Origin of the sequence: Mycolicibacterium aubagnense (assembly GCF_010730955.1) — a bacterium.
GTDB lineage: Bacteria > Actinomycetota > Actinomycetes > Mycobacteriales > Mycobacteriaceae > Mycobacterium > Mycobacterium aubagnense.
In genome coordinates this window covers 3,029,855-3,046,733 of the sequence record NZ_AP022577.1, presented here as the reverse complement: position 1 = coordinate 3,046,733, position 16,879 = coordinate 3,029,855, and the positions used below count along the sequence as shown (strand labels likewise).

Below are 16,879 nucleotides of genomic sequence, written 5' to 3'. Positions count from 1 at the left end.
GCTACAGGTACTGGCCGGTGCCGGGGTGGAACGGGCCGCGACCGCCCTCGGCGCCAGGCGGCAGGGCGCCCTGGCGCATCTGCTCCAGCTGTGCGCGGGCCGCCATCTGCTGCGCGAACAGCGCGGTCTGAATGCCATGGAACAGGCCTTCGAGCCAGCCCACCAGCTGGGCCTGCGCGATGCGCAGCTCGGCGGCCGACGGCACCTTCTCCTCGGAGAACGGCAACGACAACCGTTCGAGCTCCTCGGTCAGCTCCGGAGCCAGGCCGTCTTCGAGCTCCTGGATGCTCGACCGGTGGATGTCGCGCAGGCGGTTCCGGCTGGCCTCGTCCAGCGGCGCGGAGCGCACTTCTTCCAGCAGCTGCTTGATCATGGTGCCGATTCGCATCACCTTGGCCGGCTGCTCGACCAGGTCGGTCAGCGACTTACCGTCGTCGGCCTGTTCGGGGTCGCCTGCGGGGGCCCCACCCAACGCGAGGTCTCCGCCGATGACCTCGATGCTGTCGTCGTCTGCTGGGTTCAGCGTCATAGCTGCACTGTTCCTATCTCTTCGCCGGGGCGGCGGTGTCGCCGCGCCATTCATAGATGCGGGACCGCCCGTTGTCGTAGATCTTTGCCCACGACTTCGACTTATCCAGCGACACTAGTCCGTCGGGCATGACGAAACCTCTGACGATGGTCGAGCTGGTGATCACGTACCGGATGTTGAGGGCATGCACGGCCTCCGCGATGCGCGGATCGGTGTCCGCTTTGTTGGCGTAGGCCCAGAAGATGAAGCGGTGGTAGCCCGGTCCCTGTTGCTGCGGATAGTCGTAGTGGGTCCACAGCGGGTGCAGTCCGGCGACGGCATACATCCAGGAGGTGCCGTCGGTGTTGGCGTTGCCGATCAACGTGTCCTTGGCGCCCGGCAGCGTCGCCAGGTAGGCGAAGGCCTCCAGGTTCTTGTCGTTGACCATGACCTGGTCGTACTTCTGGCCGATGAGGTAACGGTGCCGGGGAAAGTAGTGCCAGGCCAGCCCGACCGTCGACAGCAGCAACAGCGCGGCGGTGGTGGCGGCCCAGAACCGTTCGGTCCGGGGCGTCCGCTTCTGCAGCCAGCCGACGGCGAAGGCGATGACGGCGAACAACGCGATCCCGGCGAACGGCGTGATCAGCATGGTCACGACGGCGGACAACCGGCGCGGATCGCTGTAGTAGAGGTCGGAGTACTTGCCGATGACAAAGCCGAGCGGACCGCCGAACGGCGCACCGGAGTGCACGATCGCGACGATCAGCAGTAGCCAGACCGTCAGCGGCCACCAGACCCGCTTGACGAGCAGGATCAGCCCGCCGACGCCGCCGAGCAGGATCAGGATGTTCTGGATCGGGTAGTCGTTGAGGTGGCGCGTGTGTTGCACGACCGCGTTGAACAGCACCCGGAGCCGGCTCTGATGGGTGACGAACGCGTGCCCGACGATGATGTCCGCCTGCGCGAGCACCCCGATGAACTGCGGCAGCAGGAGCACCAGCGACGGCACCGCGACGGCGAGCAGGCTCAGGAAGTCGGAGAGCCGGCCGCGCACCGGATGCCACAGCGTGTCGCAGAGCCACCAGACGCCGACGAAGGTGGCGACGACGACACCGCCGGTGATGTGGGTGGAGAACACTCCGACCAGGGCGATGACGGCGAGGGGAATGCGATTGCGGTGCCGCAGGCACGACATGACCAGCACCGTCGTCGGCCCGGCGAGGCCATAGGCCACCAGGTTGGGGACGGCGGCGACGTCGAACTCGACGTAGGGAACAGCGGTGAAGGACGCCGCCAGTGCGCCCGCGGTGGCCGCCGCCCCGGCGCTCCAGCGCTGGCACGTGTGCGGCCGCACCATGGCCCACGTCAGGCTCGCCGCGCTGACGGGGAACAGCCAGGTCGAGGCCGCCAGCGAGTGCAGGGTGTACGCGGTTGTCGCGGCCGTGCCGGTGAGTTGGCAGAACACCGCGGCGAGCGCGTGGAAGGTCGACGGGTAGTAGAGCAACGCGTGGGTCTCGACATTGCGAAGCTCGCCCATGTGCATTGGCGAGGCCTGACCGACGTCGAGAATCCAGCGGATGGTGTTGGCGTGCCAGACCGAGTCCCAGGTGCTCGGAATGGATTGCCAATGCGGCATACCGAGGATTGCTGAAATTGCAATTGCCGACGCGCCGACGAGAATGCCGGCGGCGACGACCAGGGCCGGGCCACGCGTGATCGCGAGTGCTTCGGCAGCGGTGTCCGCGTAGCGCCGCAGGGCACGACGAAGCCCGGCAACCACTGCGACCACGATGACGAACGCCAGCAACGCCGTCCAGCCGTTCCACGGGACGCCGACGGCACCGAGTGGAACGACGGCCAAAGCTACGATGCCGTAGGTCACTGCGGGGCCGACTGCGATGGCAACGGGCCAGGTTAGCTGTGCTACACGAGCGGTGATTGCTCCAGGGAGCACCATGATCAACAGGGCGACAAGGACGCCAGACGCCAAGCTCACTGCACTAGTATGGCTGTTCGGGTGGCCCGGCTTTCGCCGGTGTGCAGCGGGGCACGCCCGCCGGATAATTTTGGCTGGCAGGCCTGAATCACTTGAAGGTTGGCATGGCATGGCATACGACGTCGCCCGGGTGCGCGGTCTGCACCCGTCACTGGGCGGCGGCTGGGTGCACTTCGATGCCCCGACCGGAATGCTGCTGCCGGACTCGGTAGCGACCACCGTTTCGACCGCTTTCCGCGGTTCCATGTCGTCGGCCGCTGGGCCGCACCCGGCCGCCCAGCGCAGCGCCGCGGTCCTCACGGCCGCACGGCAAGCGGTCGCCGATCTCGTCGGCGGTGACCCGCGCGGTGTCGTGTTCGGCGCTGATCGTGCCGTCCTGCTGAACTCGCTGGCCGAGGCGTCGGCGTCGCGGTCGGGCCTGGGCTACGAAGTGGTCGTCACCCGCCTGGATGACGAAGCCAACATCGCACCGTGGTTGCGGGCCGCGAATCGCTATGGCGCCAAGGTGAAGTGGGCCGAGGTCGACATCGAGACCGGCGAACTGCCCAGCTGGCAGTGGGAGACCCTCATCACCCGGCCCACCCGGTTGATAGCGATCACGTCGGCATCGTCCAAGCTCGGCACCGTCACCGATCTGCGTCCCGTGACCAAGATGGCGCGGGAGAACGGTGGCATGGTCGTCGTCGACCACTCGGTGGCCGCGCCCTACCGTCTGCTGGACATCAACGACGTCGATGCCGATGTGGTCGCGCTCAACGCGATTGCGTGGGGCGGCCCGCCGATCGGTGCGCTGGTGTTCCGCGACCCCTCGATCATCGACACGTTGGCGACGGTCTCGCTGGACCCGAACGCGACAGGCGCCGCCCGGTTGGAAGTCGGCGCCCATCAGTTCGGACTGCTCGGTGGGGTCGTGGCCAGCATCGAATACCTGGCCAACCTCGATGACGCGGCCACGGGCTCCCGCCGCGAGAGGCTCGCGCGCTCCATGCAATCGGCCGAGGCCTACCTGGGCCGGGTGTTCGCGTACCTGCGTAACTCGCTGCGGTCGCTGCCGTTGGTCATGGTGCTCGGCGCTCCTGAGGCGGCCATTCCGGTGCTGAGCTTCGCGGTGCAGGGCGTGCCTGCCGACCGCGTGATCAGCCGCCTGGCCGACAACGGCGTACTGGCGGTGTCGGACGGTAACTCGCGCGTGCTGGAGGCCATCGGCGTCAACGACATCGGTGGTGCCGTGACGGTTGGCCTGGGCCACTACACGACGACCGCCGAGGTCGACCAGCTTGTCCGGACGTTGGCCTCGCTCGGTTAGTTACCTGCAGCCCAGCGCGTCGAGTAGCAGCTGTGCAAGCGTCGCGCGAGCCTGACCTGGTGGCGGAAAACCGGCCTCGAAACCGCCCTGTGGTCAGGCTGGCGGAGGCTAATCCCGTACTCGCAGAAGTACTTTCCCGGACACGGCACCCGCCTGCAGGAGCTGATGGGCGGCCGCTGCCTGCTCGATGGGCAACTCGGCGCCGATGATCGGGCGCACGCGACCGTCGGCGATCATGGGCCAAACATGCTGCACCACTTCGTTGATGATCGCCGCCTTGCCGGATTCCCCCTCGACGGGGCGGGAGCGCAGCGCGGTGCCTATGACGCCGGCGCGCTTGCCCACGAGCTTGGCGACGTTCAGTTCGCCCTTTACGCCGCCCTGCATGCCGATGATCACGATGCGTCCGTCGGGCGCGAGCGCGTCGATGTTCCGGTCCAGGTACGAGGCACCCATGATGTCGAAGATGACGTCGGCGCCGCCTGCCTCCGTCACGCGCTCCACGAAGTCTTCGTCGCGGTAGTTGACCAGGATGTCGGCCCCCAACTCGCGGCAGAGTTCGAGCTTTTCGAGTGACGCGGTGACGGCGACGCGAGCGCCCATGGCGTGGGCGACCTGGATGGCATGCGTGCCGATGCCGCTGGCGCCGCCGTGCAGCAGCACCAGCTGGCCGGACCGCAGGTGGGCGGTCATCGACAGGTTGGACCACACCGTGGCCGCGACCTCCGGCAGACCGGCCGCATGATGCAGGCTCACACCAGCCGGGATCGGCATGACCTGGGCCGCGGGCACGGCCACCTTCTCGGCGTAGCCGCCGCCCGACAGCAGTGCGCACACCTGGTCGCCGGCGGACCAATTCTCGACGCCGGCGCCGACCTCTGCGATGACACCCGAGACCTCCAGCCCCAGGATGTCGCTGGCGCCCGGCGGCGGCGGGTACAGGCCGGCGGCTTGCAGCAGGTCGGCCCGGTTCACCCCGGCGGTCGTGACGGCGATGACGACTTCGCCACCCTTCGCCGTCACGTCCGGTACCTCGGACCATGCCAGTTGACCTGGGGATTCGACGACAATGGCGTGCATAGCCGCAACGCTACACAGAGACCCGAGGGGCTCGCACGGCGCTGGACCCCTTAGGCTGTTCGGCGGTGGCGTGGCAGAGCGGCCTAATGCACTCGCCTTGAAAGCGAGAGTTGGTTAAACCCAACCGGGGGTTCAAATCCCTCCGCCACCGCAGCTCAAAAGGGATTTCGGCGTCGATCAGTCCATAGCGGGCCAGCCGGTGGCATCGAACACCGCGATCGGATCCAGGTAGTCCCGCCAGTGCGTCACCTTCCCGTCAGTGATGGTGACGATGGAGACGAAACGGTTGTTGTAGGCAGAACCGCCGTGTACAGGGTGCCCGTGCACCTCATACTCCAGCACCACGACTGACGCCGCCGGATCTCGGTATACGCGCAGTCCATCGGCGCTGTGCACCTTCATGTAGTTGTCGTAGTCGCGGTAGAGCTCCAGCACCGCGTCCCGGCCTTCGACCCGGCGCGGATAGCCGGGTACCGAGATCACGAACTCGAACACCACGTCGTCGGCGAGTAGGTCGAAGAAGTCTTCGCCGTCGACCAAGCCGTCGAGTCCGGTGCGGATGACGTGGAAGAACGGCCCGTTGGCGCCGAAGTTGGACGCGTCGTCGATGTACTTGGTCATGTCTCGGTTCCTGTCGGTTCAGTGGGTCCAGGTCGCAGCGTTGCGGCGCGCGAAGGTGGCGAGATCGGTTGCCGGATGCCCCAGTACCTTCTCGACGTCGCCGGTGGGCGTGGCACCGTGGCCGTCGATGATTGTGCCGGTCAGCCAGCGCAGCATCACCGCGTAGTCAGCGGGTACGCCGGCCGCCACCGCCCCGTCGATCCATACCTGCTGGTCGACGTCGACATGCTTCACCGGCCGGCCGCTGACATCGGCGATCACCGCCGCGACGTCCTCGAAGGTGAGCGCGGCCGGGCCGGTCAACGTGTAGGTCGCTCCGTCGTGCGCGGCTGGTTCCAGCACTGTGCGTACGGCCACCGCCGCTATGTCGTCGGCGTCGACGAAGGCCTCGGCGCCGCCGCCGCTTGGGACGGTGAGCGAGTCGTCGATCAGAGGCAGGTGCTCGTCGGTGAAGTTCTGCATCACCCACGCCGGCCGCAAGATCGTGTGAGTGATGCCGCCGCACTCGGCCACCAGCCGCTCCACTGCCGCCAGGTCGATCACGGCCGGTGCCCGGTCTGCGCCGTACGCGCTGAGCAGGGTGATGTGACGGACACCGGCATCGACCGCCGTCTCCAGAAATGCGGCGACCTGGTCGGCGAACCGTACTCGCAGGTTGGGCGGCACGAGGTACACGCGATCGACGCCGTCGAGCGCCGGCCGGTAGGTCTGCTGGTCGTCCCAATCGAACTTCGTCGCGCTGCCGCTGCGGGAGGCGGTGCGCGCCGCCGCCCCCTGATCGATCAGTGCCCGGCCGATACGTGATCCGGTGCGGCCGGTGCCGCCGAGAACCAGTACTGCTCCTGCGTTGTCCATGAGGCAACTGTTCCGCGCCGGCGCTGGGTGTTTCAATGCGCGGGAAGCTCGATTCATTGCGCGAGCGTCTCATCTGCTTGTCGATCGGGAGTGTCTCGCGCACTCTGGACGGGTGGACCTGCTCTACGACCATCTGATGCGCGCTCGAGCCACGGGCGCGGTGTTCGCCCGCACCGTGGTGGCACCGCCATGGGGATTGTTGCTCGGCGGTTCCATCGAGTTGGCGGTGCACATGGTGACCCGCGGTCGCGCCTGGCTGTGGCGTGAGGACGCCAGCGAGGCGATCGAGTTGATCCCGGGGGAGATCACCTTGGTGCGCGGTGGGGTGCCGCATCATCTGGCGCATGAGCCCGGCGCCCCATGTCTGGACCCGGACGAGTTCCGCAGGCGGCTGCCACAGACCACCGACCCGGAGCATGGTTCCACGGTGTTCCTGTGTGGCGCGTACCGGTTCGCCGGCGACGTCACCGGCGGGGTGATCGATGCCCTCCCGACGGTGCTGACCCTGTCCTCGGCGGCTGACGATCCGCTGCGGGAAGTCATCAGCCTGCTGTCCCGCGAACTCGCGGTGGTCGAAGCGGGGCAGCAGACCGTGCTGGACCGGCTCCTCGACGTGCTGTTGGTGCTCGCCCTGCGCAGCGACTTCAGGAACAGTCCCACCGCGCCGCGTTGGTACCGCGCGGCGGCCGATCCGCGGCTGCGTGACGCGTTGCAGGCCATGCACGACGACCCCGCTCAGCCGTGGACGGTGGACGAGTTGGCCGCGGTGGCGGGGCTGTCGCGCGCGGCCTTCGCGCGGACCTTCGGTGAGGTATTGGGCCAGCCGCCGCTGCAATACCTGACGGAGCACCGCATGTCGCTCGCCCGTGACCTGTTGCGTACCACCGACTTCGGACTGTCCGGGATCGCGAGTCGCGTGGGCTACGGCTCGCCGTACTCGTTCGTCGCGGCGTTCCGCCGCCATCACGGTATGCCGCCGATCGCCTGGCGCCAGCAGCACGCGGTGGAGCCTCTGGTTTAGCCCGAGCGCACTAACACCGTGTTCCCGATCGGGTCTGTTGCCCGCCCGCCGCCGTGCTGTTCCCGCACAGGCTCGGCATCGACGACGTTTCCGGCACTCGCACTATTCGCTGTGGTCTTCGGCGCCCAGCAGCATGTGGTCACGACGTACGTCGATGAGCGCGCAAGCGCAATCCTGAGCGGGACAGACCCCCTGCCCCGAAGGACGCGACCTAGGTCCGCCACGTCCGGTGGGTTGTCATCCCTTGATCAGCTGGGTATGGACCGGCGTCGCCCCAGTTGTCAGATCCAGTACCGGGCAGTGTGCGTCCACCGCATCTTGCAGTTCGCGGTACCGCTCGTCGGTATCGGGGCCGGTGACCGTGACGGTGACCCGGATCTGTTGGAAGCCGGGGCGGACATTGTCGTCAAGGCCGAAGAAGCCGCGCACATCGAGATCTCCTTCCGCGGTGGCGCTCAGGGAGTCGACCTGGATGCCGAGTCGCTCCGCCCAGAATCGATAGGTCACCACCTGGCAGGACAGCAGCGACGCGAGGTGGAACTCGACCGGGTTGGGTGCGGTGTGCTGCCCGCCGAGGCTGGGTGGCTCATCGACGTACACGCGGTATTTGCCGAGCGTGATCTCACTGCCGACGGTGCCTTCGGGCCGGGCGGAGGCCTTGAACACCACCGCTGCGGCGGCCGGATTGTCAGCGACGGCCGCGCGGGTGGCGTCGGTGATCGCGTTGAGAGAAGTCACGGAAGCAGTCACCTGCGCGACGCTATTGAGGCTGGCGCCGGAATCCGACCGTTGTGCCCACGATGAGTCCAATTTCGGCATTAGGCTTCGGTGATGACGGCTCAGTGGCTGCCGCGCTACCTGCTGATCTACTCCTCGACGGAGGAGGGACGCGCGAAGGTGCCTGAATTGTTTCCGGCACACCAGGAGTACGCCGATCGGTATCGCCGGGCACATCCGGGGGTCCTGCTGATGCTCGGCCCGGTTCAGGACGCCGTGCCGGGCGAGTTTGGTGCGCTGGCTGTGTTCACAGACAAGGACGCGGCCGAGCGATTCGCGGGGGCCGACCCCTTCGTCGTCGGCGGCGCGGTGACCGGATGGACCGTGAAGACGTGGCTGCTGTCTGTCGAGCCGGAGGTCGAATAGATGGCTGGTGATCTCGCCGCGGCCATGGGCCGGTTGATGTTTCGGGGCATGGACAAGTTACGCCACCGGGAGGCCTTCGGCATCGGGGAGCCGACGGGGTCGGATTTCACGGGCTTCGACCGGGCCCGACAGATCGTCCTCGTCACGTTCAAGCGCTCTGGTGAGGCCATGCCCAGCCCCATCAACCACGGTGTCGCCGACGGCAAGCTGTACGTGCGCACCGATGCGTCGACGGGCAAGGTCAAGCGGATTCGGAACGACCCACGGGTGGTCGTGGTGCCGTGCAACCTGCGGGGCAGACCGAAGGGGCAGCCGGTCGCGGGTATCGCGCGGATTCTGCCCGAGGCTGAGCACGCCCGCGCCGACGCCGCGATTGCCGCGAACTGGTCGCCGGCCATGAAGGTGTTCGAGCGAACGCTCGAGAAGGGCAGCTCCGCGTTCGACATCCCGATGGCGTACATCGAGATCACACCCGCTCCAGATTAATTGGTAATACCACTAGACCTCTTACCTCTATCAGGTTAGGGTCGTGCCATGGAGCTGATGGCAATCAAGCGACGCTCGGCTGCCGATGAGGTGCACGACCAGTTGCTCAAGCAGCTCGTCGCGGGCGCCCCGCCGCCGGGCTCGCGCCTGCCGAGTGAGCGAAAACTGGCGGAGGTGCTGGGAGTTTCACGGCCCGTGGTGCGTGAGGCGATCCAGCGCCTCGTTGCGTCCGGACATCTCGAGGTGCGGCAGGGTGACGGCGCCGTCGTCAACGACATCATGCGCACCGGTGGGCTCGACCTGCTGCCGCATCTGCTGGTCGACGCGCCCGAGGGGGCGATGGTCAATCCGTCGGTAGTGCGCAGCGTGCTGGAGGTGCGCGAGTACCTCGGGCCGTGGATCGCGGAGCGGGCCGCGGCGCGCTCGGCGGAGGGGCTCACCGGACCGCTGACCCGGGCGCTCGTGGACATCGAGCGCGCGCAGACCGGCGCCGAGCAGCAACTCGCCGCGCTCACGTTCTGGGAATGTCTTGTGGTGGGGGCAGATTCGATCGCGATGACATTGATCTTCAACGGGATGCGCCGGGTGTACGAGCCGATGCTCGCGGTGGTGGCCGACGCCGTTGCGGCCGCTGAACCCGTGGACGCCTACCGAAAGCTCGCGGCGGCAGTGACGTCGGGCGCCGCGCCGAAAGCCCGTCGGGCCGCGGCCGTCGTGCTCGGTGGCGCCACCGCGGTACTCACGGATTTTCTCGACCAGATGGAGGCGCAGTGACGACCACCGGTACCCGAGGCGTGACGCTCGGCCAGGCAGCCCGCGAGTTCTGGCGGCACCCGACGCCGTGGATGATTCTGGCGCTGGTGGTCGGGGCGGCCGTCGCCCGCGTGGTGGTCGGTGGCATCAGTCTGGCCGACCTGTGGGCCCCGCTGGCGCTGGTGCTGCTATTTCCGTTCGTGGAGTGGGTGATTCACGTTTTCATCCTGCACTGGCGGCCGCGGAAGCTGGGGCGGATCACCGTGGACACGCTCGTCGCGCGCGACCATCGCCGACACCACGCGGACCCGCGCGACGTCGACCTGGTGTTCATTCCGACGCCGACGCTGCCATGGCTGATCCTGGCGATTGTGGCGCTGCCGCTGGGCATCGGCGCTGCGGTCGGCGTGCCCGTATCGGCCACGCTGTCGTTCGTCGTGGTCGAGTCGCTGATCCTCATGACCTACGAGTGGATTCACTACCTCGTGCACACCGACTACAAGCCGCGGACGACGTTGTACAGAGCGGTGTGGCGCGGACATCGGTTGCACCACTTCAAGAATGAGCACTACTGGTTCTCGGTCACCACGTCGGGCACGTCCGACCGGGTGCTCGGCACCTACCCGGATCCCGCGTCGGTCGAGACGAGCCCGACGGCGAAGAATCTGCACGGGACCCTGAACTAGCCGCCTTTACAGGAGATGTCCACCCATACCGTGGTCATTTTCGTGCGGTCGATGATGGCACCGGAGCCGTCGATGTTGTCGTTGCGCAGGCCCTCGATTCCGAGGACCTTGCATCCCGACAGGGGATAGACCACGGCGCCGTTGATGAGGACGTTGAAGCCTTGCGCCTGAAGCGCATTGATGGTGTCTTGAGCGTTGCCGAAGCCGCCGGGACCGCCAACGGCACCCGCCATTGCGGTCACGGCAGTTGCCGCGGCGATGAGGGCGCCCGCGGCAACGATGCCGACCGCCTGGCTGATTGTGGGCATGCGAATACTCCGATTGCGCGACAGCGCGGTTGGGCTGCAGAGGATGTCGGCGTCAGGCCTGAACGAACTGCTTGATGAAGGCGATCAGGTCGTCCTTCGGGGGCGGCACGTTGTACGGCTTGGTCTGCGTGTCGTCGTCGAAAGACATGAACATCGGACACGTGGTGTCCGTGCCGGACAGCTCCGTAGTCGCGAGCTCCTTGCCGGTGGTGGCCACCCGGACCGTGATGGTGTAGGTGGTGGCGCGCAGGTCGACCTTGTTCGCAGTGGAGTGCCCGTTGTCCTCGTAACCGGTGCATTCCTTGACGGACTGCTCGTCTTTCGTTTCAACGCACACGACGGTGTCGATGGCGGCGTAGGTGTCGCGGTTCGCGTCGAACTGCACTGTCCAGTCGGACGGCAGCGTGCTGGTGTCCTCGACGAGTCCGTGATTCAGCGGGATGAACAGAATCGTCTTGTGGGACAGCGCATCCGGGTTGTAGCCGGTGGCGCGTGATTGGGTTGCGCCCTGGCACACGGACATGAAGTCCGCGCTGGTCAGCTTGGCGGCTGCGGGCGGCGAGGTGGAGGTGGTGAGAGTGGGCAGGGGCTTGGCGGCATCGACGCGGGAGCAGGCGGCGAGGTAGGTAAGGCCGATACCCGCGACCGCGATGGTGGCGATGCGCACGTGATTGAGTTGGGGCACTTCGGATTTCTTTCACCTTGAGACGAATTGCCGTGGGCTGGCTGCCACTAACAGATAGGCAGCCGGGTTACAGCCCACGGCAATGTCGTCGTCAGGCGAAGAGATCGCCCGCGCTCAGTGCAGGGTCAGCCAGGCCAAACTGCCCAGGCCGGCCACCAAGCAATAAATCGCGAACGGTGTGAGCGTGCGGGTTTCGAAGTACTTCACCAGGAACCGCACCGACAGATACGCCGCGATGAACGCGGCGGCACTACCGGCCAGCACCTGGCCGCCGATGCCGTCGCCGGCCGGGCCGAACAGCTCCGGAATCTTCAATGCGCCGGCGGCCAGGATCACCGGGGTCGCCAACAGGAACGAGAACCGTGCGGCGTCTTCGTGGGACAGTCCGCGCAGCACGCCGGCGACCATGGTCGCGCCCGAGCGGCTGATGCCGGGCAACAGCGCGAGTATCTGCGCGGCACCGATGCCCATGGCCTCCGGGATGGGTAGCCGGGCCAGCCGTTCGTCGGATTCGTTGAGTCCTTCGGAGTGCGCAGCAGCGGGTACCGCTGAGGCCGTGCGACGCCGAAGGCGTTCGCCCACAAAGAGAACGACGCCGTTGATGGCCAGGAACGCCGCTGCCGGCACCGGTTTGCCCAACGTCGTGCGCAGCGCATGATCCAGCGCCAAGCCCGCGATTCCGACGGGGATGGTGGACAGGATCAGCAGCCACGCGAGGCGCTCGGCGGAGGTGCTGACCCGCCGGTTCTTGATCGACGTGATCAACCCGCCGATCACCGCGACCCAGTCCCGCCAGAAGAACACGAGCAGTGCGACCGCGGTCGCGACGTGCACGGCGACCAGGAACGCCAGGTACGGCGATTTCTCGGCGGTCATGCTCAAGTCCTGGGCCCACTGGCCACCGACCAGGGCCGGCACCAGGATCGAGTGGCCCAGGCTCGACACCGGGAACAGCTCGGTGACGCCCTGGAAGGCGCCGACGACAATTGCTTCGATGTAGTTGAGGCTCACGGTGGTTCGCCCTACTCGCCCTTGAACTGCGGCGGCCGCTTTTCGAACATCGCGGTGATGCCTTCGGTCAGATCCTTCGACGCGATGAACGCCGAGTTCCACGCTGCGACATATCGCAGGCTGGCCGAAACCTGTTCCGTGCGTTGCTCGTCCAGCACATCCTTGACGCCGCGGACGGTCAACGGCGGGTTGGCGGCGATCTCGCGGGCGGTCTCGTGAGCGGCGGCCAGGGACGCCTCGGCGTCGGCGAAGACGTCGTTCACCAGACCGATCTTCTCGGCGCGTGCCGCGTCGATGTCCTTGCCCGTCAACGCCAATTCGCGCAGATGCCCGTCGTTCAGGATCAGCGGCAACCGGGCCAGCGAGCCCACGTCGGCGACGATGGCCAGCTTGACCTCACGCACCGAGAACTTCGCGTCGGCGCTGGCGTAGCGGATGTCGACCGCCGAGATCAGGTCGACGCCGCCGCCGATGCACCAGCCCTGAACAGAGGCGATGGTCGGGGTGCGACAGTCGGCGACCGCGGTGATCGCTTGCTGCATGGCCCGCAGCTTGGTATGAAAATCGGCACGCTCCTTGGCCAGCGCCCCGTCGGCCATCATCGGCGTCAGGGTGCCGCCCATCGCGGCCAGATCGAGGCCGTAGCTGAAGTTGCGGCCTGATCCGGTGAGCACGATGGCCCGCACATCCGGGTCGGCGTCGAGCGCGGCGAAGGCCACCGGCAGCTCGGCCCAGAAGGCCGGGCCCATGGCGTTGCCCTTGCCGGGGCCGGTCAGCGTCACCTGTGCGACGTGATCATTGACCTCAACGGTTAGAGATTCGTAGGTAGCACCCATGAATCGGAAGGCTAGCGGGTGAACCTGGGCGTAGCGTCTCGCCTATGACCATTCCGTCCGATGTGATCGAGGCCGGCGAGGCCAGTCTGGATGTTCTCGAACAGGTGCTCTCAGGTCTGGGGCCCGACGACGCAGTGCGGCAGACACCATGCCGCGAGTTCGATGTGGCGGCCCTCACTGATCACCTGATGAACTCGATCACGGTGATCGGTGGGATCGCGGGCGCGCAATTGCCCGATCGCGATGCCGGCGCGCCAATCGTCGACCAGGTGAGCGCCGCGGCGCGGCCGGCACTTGCCGCGTGGCGCGCCAGGGGTCTCGACGGCACCGTGACGGCGGGGCCAGGGGAGATGCCCGCCCTGCAGATTGCCGGCATCCTGCCGCTGGAATTTCTGGTGCACGCGTGGGACTACGCGACGGCGGTCGGCCGCCAGGTGAATGCCTCCGACGACCTGGCCGAGTACGTCCTCGGCCTGACCCGGGCTGCCGTCAGCCCGGCGGCTCGCGCCGCGGTCGGGTTCGACGATCCCGTCGAGGTCCCCGCAGACGCCGGCCCGCTGGCTCAATTGATCGGCTTTACCGGCCGCCGCGCCAACTGACGGCGAAGTCCAGGAACAGGTCGTTCTCCTGCGGCACCGTGACGGTGACGCGCACACCCTCCTGGCCATAGGGCCGGACCAGCAATTTGTTGTCGGCAGCGGCGTCGACGAAGTCGACGGTGTCCGCCGGGCTCAAGGGCAGCCAGACGAAGTTGGCCTGCGAGTCGGGGAGTTCGAAGCCGGCGTCCCGCAATGCGGAGCTCACGCGGGAGCGTTCGGCCACCACGGCATCGGTGCGGGCCAGCAGCTCGTCGGCGGCATCCAGGCAAGCGACGGCCGCCGCCTGGCTGACGCTGGTCGCGGTGAACGGCACGTACACCTTGCCCAGGGCCGTGACGATGTCCTCGTGCGCGACGGCGTAGCCGATCCGCAGTCCGGCCAGGCCGTAGGCCTTCGAGAAGGTGCGCAGAACTACGACGTTCGGGTGCTTGCGTACCAGCGTCAGGCTGTCCGGCAGCAGGCCGTCGCGAACGTACTCGACGTACGCCTCGTCCAGGACCACCAGGATGTGCGGCGGCACTTTGGCGACGAACTCGGCCAGCTTGACCGGGTCGACGACCGTCGACGTCGGGTTGTTGGGGTTGCAGACGAAGATGAGCCGGGTGCGGTCGGTGATCGCGGCCAGCATGGCGTCCAGGTCGTGCACGTGATCGGTGAGCGGTACCGGGACTGGTGTTGCGCCGGCGGTACGGACCTGTAGCGGGTAGATCTCGAAGCTGCGCCAGGCGAACAGCACTTCGTCGCCGACCGAGGCGGTGATCTGGATGAGCTGTTGGCACAGGCTCACCGACCCGCAGCCCACCGAAATTTGGTTGGGCGCGAACCCGACATAGTTGGCCAGCCGCTCGCGCAGCGCCGCGTACCCGTTGTCCGGGTAGCGGTTGATGTTGTCCATCGCCGCGACGATCGCTTCGCGCACGCTGGGCAGCGGTCCGTCGACGGTCTCGTTACTGGCGATCTTGATGGCGCCGGGCACGGTGCGGCCGGGAGTGTAGGCGGGCAGAGCGTCCATCTCGGGGCGCAGGCGGGCGGTCACCGGGACAGTCTAGGTGTCCGGCAGATGGCCCTCTGGCGTCGCGCTTTGCCTTTCGCGGTGTTCACTGTGTACCGTATGCCCTCGGCGGTTCCGGGGTGCAAGAGTCCGGTAACCTCGGATCGTTCAGGAGGCGTGCCAGAGCGGCCGAATGGGACTCACTGCTAATGAGTTGTCCCCCTTACAGGGGACCGGAGGTTCAAATCCTCTCGCCTCCGCCACATAACTTAATAAGTTGTAACCATGCGCCCGTAGCTCAATGGATAGAGCACCTGACTACGGATCAGGAGGTTAGGGGTTCGAGTCCCTTCGGGCGCACAACAAACAACAGGCCAGAAGCTGAAGCTTCGGGCCTGTTGTCGTTTCGGGCCGAGCTATCGCGGATCGTCGCAGCGCCGTTAGAAAGTCAAAGTCAAAGATAATTTGACTTTGGTTGGACTTTCGCGCGTACGCTGGTCGAAAAGTCAAACGTCAGCCATTTTGACTTTGGCTAGTCCAAAGGATGCTCGCTGTGAAGATGCCGATGCCGCCGCCTGATTTTGCGGCCGTCATGGAGAGGGTTGCCGAGCGGCCGAAGCGGCTGTTGGAGGTGCTCGCCGATGTCGGCGATGACGACGAATACCTCGCATGGGACAAGCTGAGGTATAGGGAACCGCCAGCGGGGCTAACCCATGAGGAATGGTGGCTTGGGCTCAAGTTTCGGAGGCGTGGCAACCGTCGTCCGTTACCTCTGCACCTGATCGATGGTCGGCAGTTCAGCTATACGTTGCCCGACACCGTGTTGCGTGAGCTCGACTACGTCGCACAACGCGCAAGTGGAAACCTTGCGTTACCTGACGCCGTCGTATCGGGAGCGTCGCGCGACAGGTACGTCGTTCAGTCTTTGATCGAGGAGGCGATCAGCTCCAGCCAACTTGAGGGGGCATCCACAACTCGCAAGGAAGCTCGCCGGATGCTGAACTACCAGGAGGAGCCAAAAAACCGCAGCCAACAAATGATTCTCAACAACTACCGGGCCATGCAATACGTGCGTGAGGTCAAAGACCAACCGTTCACACCCGAGCGGATATGCGAATTGCATCGGATCGTAACTGACGGCACGCTTGATGATCCCTCAGCTGCTGGACGAATTCAGTCCAACGCTGATCCGGCTGACCGAGTCAAGATTCTCGATGAAGACGATGAGTTGCTGCATCAGCCGCCCCCGCTAGATCAATTGCCGGGTCGCCTAAAAGCGTTGTGCGACTTCGCAAATGCAGACCCGGTCTCGATGCCGTATGTGCCTCCGGTGGTCCGTGCGCTGACGGTTCACTTTATGGCTGGCTACGACCACTACTTCGAGGATGGGAACGGTCGCACCGCGCGCGCTCTCTTCTACTGGAGCATGCTCAAACAAGGCTATTGGCTCACGGAGCATCTCGCCATCTCGCTGATTCTGAAGGATGCGCCATCCAGGTATGCGCGGTCCTTCGTCTACACCGAACAAGACGACGGGGATCTCACCTACTTCTTGATCTATCACCTCGAGGTCATCCGCCGGGCGCTGCTCTCGCTCGATGGGTACCTGCACAAGAAGGCTCTCGAGTTGCAACATGCACGGTCGCTACTGGCTGGTGGCCTCGGAGGATTTAATCATCGCCAGGCAGCGCTGTTGCAGTCTGCTGCTCGGGACTCGTCCAACTACTACACCGCTGAGTCGCATATGAACTATCACTCGGTGTCGAAGCAGACGGCGCGCAATGACTTGTACGACTTGGAGCGGCGGGGGCTGTTGGAACGCTTGAAGATTGGGCGGCAATTTGCCTGGGTGCCGAAATCGGATCTCCTGGCGGCGCTTGAGCGGACCCCCAACCAGAAGGGGGATGGTCCGTAACAGCCCACGCCGGAGGGCATAAAAGTCAAGGTCCAACAAATTTTGACTTTCGCTGGACTTTGGCACGCCTGCCGCAGCT

The 16,879-nt window shown here is 66.2% G+C and carries 19 protein-coding genes and 3 tRNA genes; 11 read left to right on the top strand and 11 right to left on the bottom strand.

Annotation, left to right across the window (positions count from 1 at the left end; all coding sequences use genetic code 11):
- Window position 1 precedes the first annotated feature (1 nt).
- Together G6N59_RS14910 and G6N59_RS14905 are read right to left on the bottom strand one after the other, a co-directional pair.
- Window positions 2-529, bottom strand: coding sequence for a bacterial proteasome activator family protein (locus tag G6N59_RS14910; RefSeq protein WP_138233026.1), 528 nt, complete (start codon window positions 527-529; stop codon window positions 2-4).
- 13 nt (window positions 530-542) lie between these two features.
- Window positions 543-2,504, bottom strand: coding sequence for a DUF6541 family protein (locus G6N59_RS14905; protein ID WP_407665688.1), 1,962 nt, complete (start codon window positions 2,502-2,504; stop codon window positions 543-545).
- A 109-nt stretch (window positions 2,505-2,613) separates the two neighbouring features.
- Between G6N59_RS14905 and G6N59_RS14900 the strand changes: the two genes are divergently transcribed.
- Entirely contained in the window at window positions 2,614-3,810 is a 1,197-nt protein-coding gene (locus tag G6N59_RS14900; RefSeq protein ID WP_138233025.1) for a cysteine desulfurase-like protein, read from the top strand.
- Window positions 3,811-3,918: 108 nt separating this feature from the next.
- On the opposite strand, the gene G6N59_RS14895 is transcribed toward G6N59_RS14900, so the two are convergent.
- The gene (locus G6N59_RS14895) at window positions 3,919-4,890 is read right to left on the bottom strand and encodes an NAD(P)H-quinone oxidoreductase (protein WP_138233024.1); all 972 of its coding nucleotides are present in this window, start codon (window positions 4,888-4,890) and stop codon (window positions 3,919-3,921) included.
- A gap of 64 nt (window positions 4,891-4,954) precedes the next feature.
- Between G6N59_RS14895 and G6N59_RS14890 the strand changes: the two genes are divergently transcribed.
- Window positions 4,955-5,041 (top strand) — tRNA-Ser (locus G6N59_RS14890).
- A 26-nt stretch (window positions 5,042-5,067) separates the two neighbouring features.
- Here G6N59_RS14890 and G6N59_RS14885 read toward each other — a convergent pair.
- Together G6N59_RS14885 and G6N59_RS14880 are read right to left on the bottom strand one after the other, a co-directional pair.
- Entirely contained in the window at window positions 5,068-5,511 is a 444-nt protein-coding gene (locus G6N59_RS14885) for a nuclear transport factor 2 family protein (RefSeq protein ID WP_138233023.1), read from the bottom strand.
- Between the two features lie 18 nt (window positions 5,512-5,529).
- On the bottom strand, window positions 5,530-6,366 hold the full coding sequence (locus G6N59_RS14880; protein ID WP_138233022.1) for an NmrA family NAD(P)-binding protein: 837 nt from the start codon (window positions 6,364-6,366) through the stop codon (window positions 5,530-5,532).
- A 112-nt stretch (window positions 6,367-6,478) separates the two neighbouring features.
- Between G6N59_RS14880 and G6N59_RS14875 the strand changes: the two genes are divergently transcribed.
- Window positions 6,479-7,387 carry an AraC family transcriptional regulator gene (locus tag G6N59_RS14875; RefSeq protein WP_138233021.1) on the top strand — a complete coding sequence of 303 codons (909 nt, stop codon included), beginning with the start codon at window positions 6,479-6,481 and terminating at the stop codon, window positions 7,385-7,387.
- Window positions 7,388-7,624: 237 nt separating this feature from the next.
- Here the strand turns inward: G6N59_RS14875 and G6N59_RS14870 are convergent, their stop codons facing one another.
- A complete protein-coding gene (locus G6N59_RS14870) occupies window positions 7,625-8,137 on the bottom strand; it encodes an OsmC family protein (RefSeq protein WP_138233020.1) in 513 nt (170 codons plus the stop codon).
- A gap of 81 nt (window positions 8,138-8,218) precedes the next feature.
- Between G6N59_RS14870 and G6N59_RS14865 the strand changes: the two genes are divergently transcribed.
- The 4 genes from G6N59_RS14865 to G6N59_RS14850 are packed head-to-tail and all read left to right on the top strand — an operon-like array spanning window position 8,219 to window position 10,455.
- Window positions 8,219-8,530 (top strand): YciI family protein, encoded by a 312-nt coding sequence (locus G6N59_RS14865; protein ID WP_138233019.1) that lies wholly within the window; start codon window positions 8,219-8,221, stop codon window positions 8,528-8,530.
- Window positions 8,531-9,016 carry a PPOX class F420-dependent oxidoreductase gene (locus G6N59_RS14860; RefSeq protein ID WP_138233018.1) on the top strand — a complete coding sequence of 162 codons (486 nt, stop codon included), beginning with the start codon at window positions 8,531-8,533 and terminating at the stop codon, window positions 9,014-9,016.
- A gap of 48 nt (window positions 9,017-9,064) precedes the next feature.
- Window positions 9,065-9,790: a FadR/GntR family transcriptional regulator gene (locus G6N59_RS14855; RefSeq protein WP_138233017.1), complete on the top strand. Its 726-nt coding sequence runs from the start codon at window positions 9,065-9,067 to the stop codon at window positions 9,788-9,790.
- Window positions 9,787-10,455, top strand: a complete 669-nt coding sequence (locus G6N59_RS14850; RefSeq protein ID WP_234884438.1) for a sterol desaturase family protein — start codon at window positions 9,787-9,789, stop codon at window positions 10,453-10,455. Before G6N59_RS14855 ends, G6N59_RS14850 begins: the two co-directional genes overlap by 4 nt.
- On the opposite strand, the gene G6N59_RS14845 is transcribed toward G6N59_RS14850, so the two are convergent.
- The 4 genes from G6N59_RS14845 to G6N59_RS14830 all read right to left on the bottom strand — a co-directional run bounded on the left by G6N59_RS14845 (window position 10,452) and on the right by G6N59_RS14830 (window position 13,295).
- Window positions 10,452-10,763 carry a hypothetical protein gene (locus G6N59_RS14845; RefSeq protein ID WP_138233016.1) on the bottom strand — a complete coding sequence of 104 codons (312 nt, stop codon included), beginning with the start codon at window positions 10,761-10,763 and terminating at the stop codon, window positions 10,452-10,454. The two genes, G6N59_RS14850 and G6N59_RS14845, sit on opposite strands and share 4 nt — an antisense overlap.
- A 52-nt stretch (window positions 10,764-10,815) precedes the next feature.
- A complete protein-coding gene (locus tag G6N59_RS14840) occupies window positions 10,816-11,448 on the bottom strand; it encodes a hypothetical protein (protein WP_138233015.1) in 633 nt (210 codons plus the stop codon).
- 114 nt (window positions 11,449-11,562) lie between these two features.
- Complete coding sequence (locus G6N59_RS14835; protein WP_138233014.1) at window positions 11,563-12,459, bottom strand: undecaprenyl-diphosphate phosphatase; 897 nt, start codon at window positions 12,457-12,459, stop codon at window positions 11,563-11,565.
- A gap of 11 nt (window positions 12,460-12,470) precedes the next feature.
- The gene (locus G6N59_RS14830) at window positions 12,471-13,295 is read right to left on the bottom strand and encodes a crotonase/enoyl-CoA hydratase family protein (protein ID WP_138233013.1); all 825 of its coding nucleotides are present in this window, start codon (window positions 13,293-13,295) and stop codon (window positions 12,471-12,473) included.
- A 44-nt stretch (window positions 13,296-13,339) separates the two neighbouring features.
- Here G6N59_RS14830 and G6N59_RS14825 point away from each other — a divergent pair, with 44 nt between their 5' ends.
- Window positions 13,340-13,894 (top strand): TIGR03086 family metal-binding protein, encoded by a 555-nt coding sequence (locus G6N59_RS14825; RefSeq protein WP_138233012.1) that lies wholly within the window; start codon window positions 13,340-13,342, stop codon window positions 13,892-13,894.
- Here the strand turns inward: G6N59_RS14825 and hisC are convergent.
- On the bottom strand, window positions 13,872-14,930 hold the full coding sequence (gene hisC / locus G6N59_RS14820; protein ID WP_138233011.1) for a histidinol-phosphate transaminase: 1,059 nt from the start codon (window positions 14,928-14,930) through the stop codon (window positions 13,872-13,874). The genes G6N59_RS14825 and hisC overlap by 23 nt on opposite strands.
- A gap of 126 nt (window positions 14,931-15,056) precedes the next feature.
- On the opposite strand from hisC, the gene G6N59_RS14815 reads away from it, so the two are divergent.
- The 3 genes from G6N59_RS14815 (at window position 15,057) to G6N59_RS14805 (ending at window position 16,800) form a co-directional block, all read left to right on the top strand.
- Window positions 15,057-15,148 (top strand) — tRNA-Ser (locus tag G6N59_RS14815).
- A gap of 24 nt (window positions 15,149-15,172) precedes the next feature.
- A tRNA-Arg gene (locus G6N59_RS14810) sits at window positions 15,173-15,245 on the top strand.
- 199 nt (window positions 15,246-15,444) lie between these two features.
- Entirely contained in the window at window positions 15,445-16,800 is a 1,356-nt protein-coding gene (locus tag G6N59_RS14805; RefSeq protein ID WP_234884456.1) for a Fic family protein, read from the top strand.
- Window positions 16,801-16,879 lie beyond the last annotated feature (79 nt).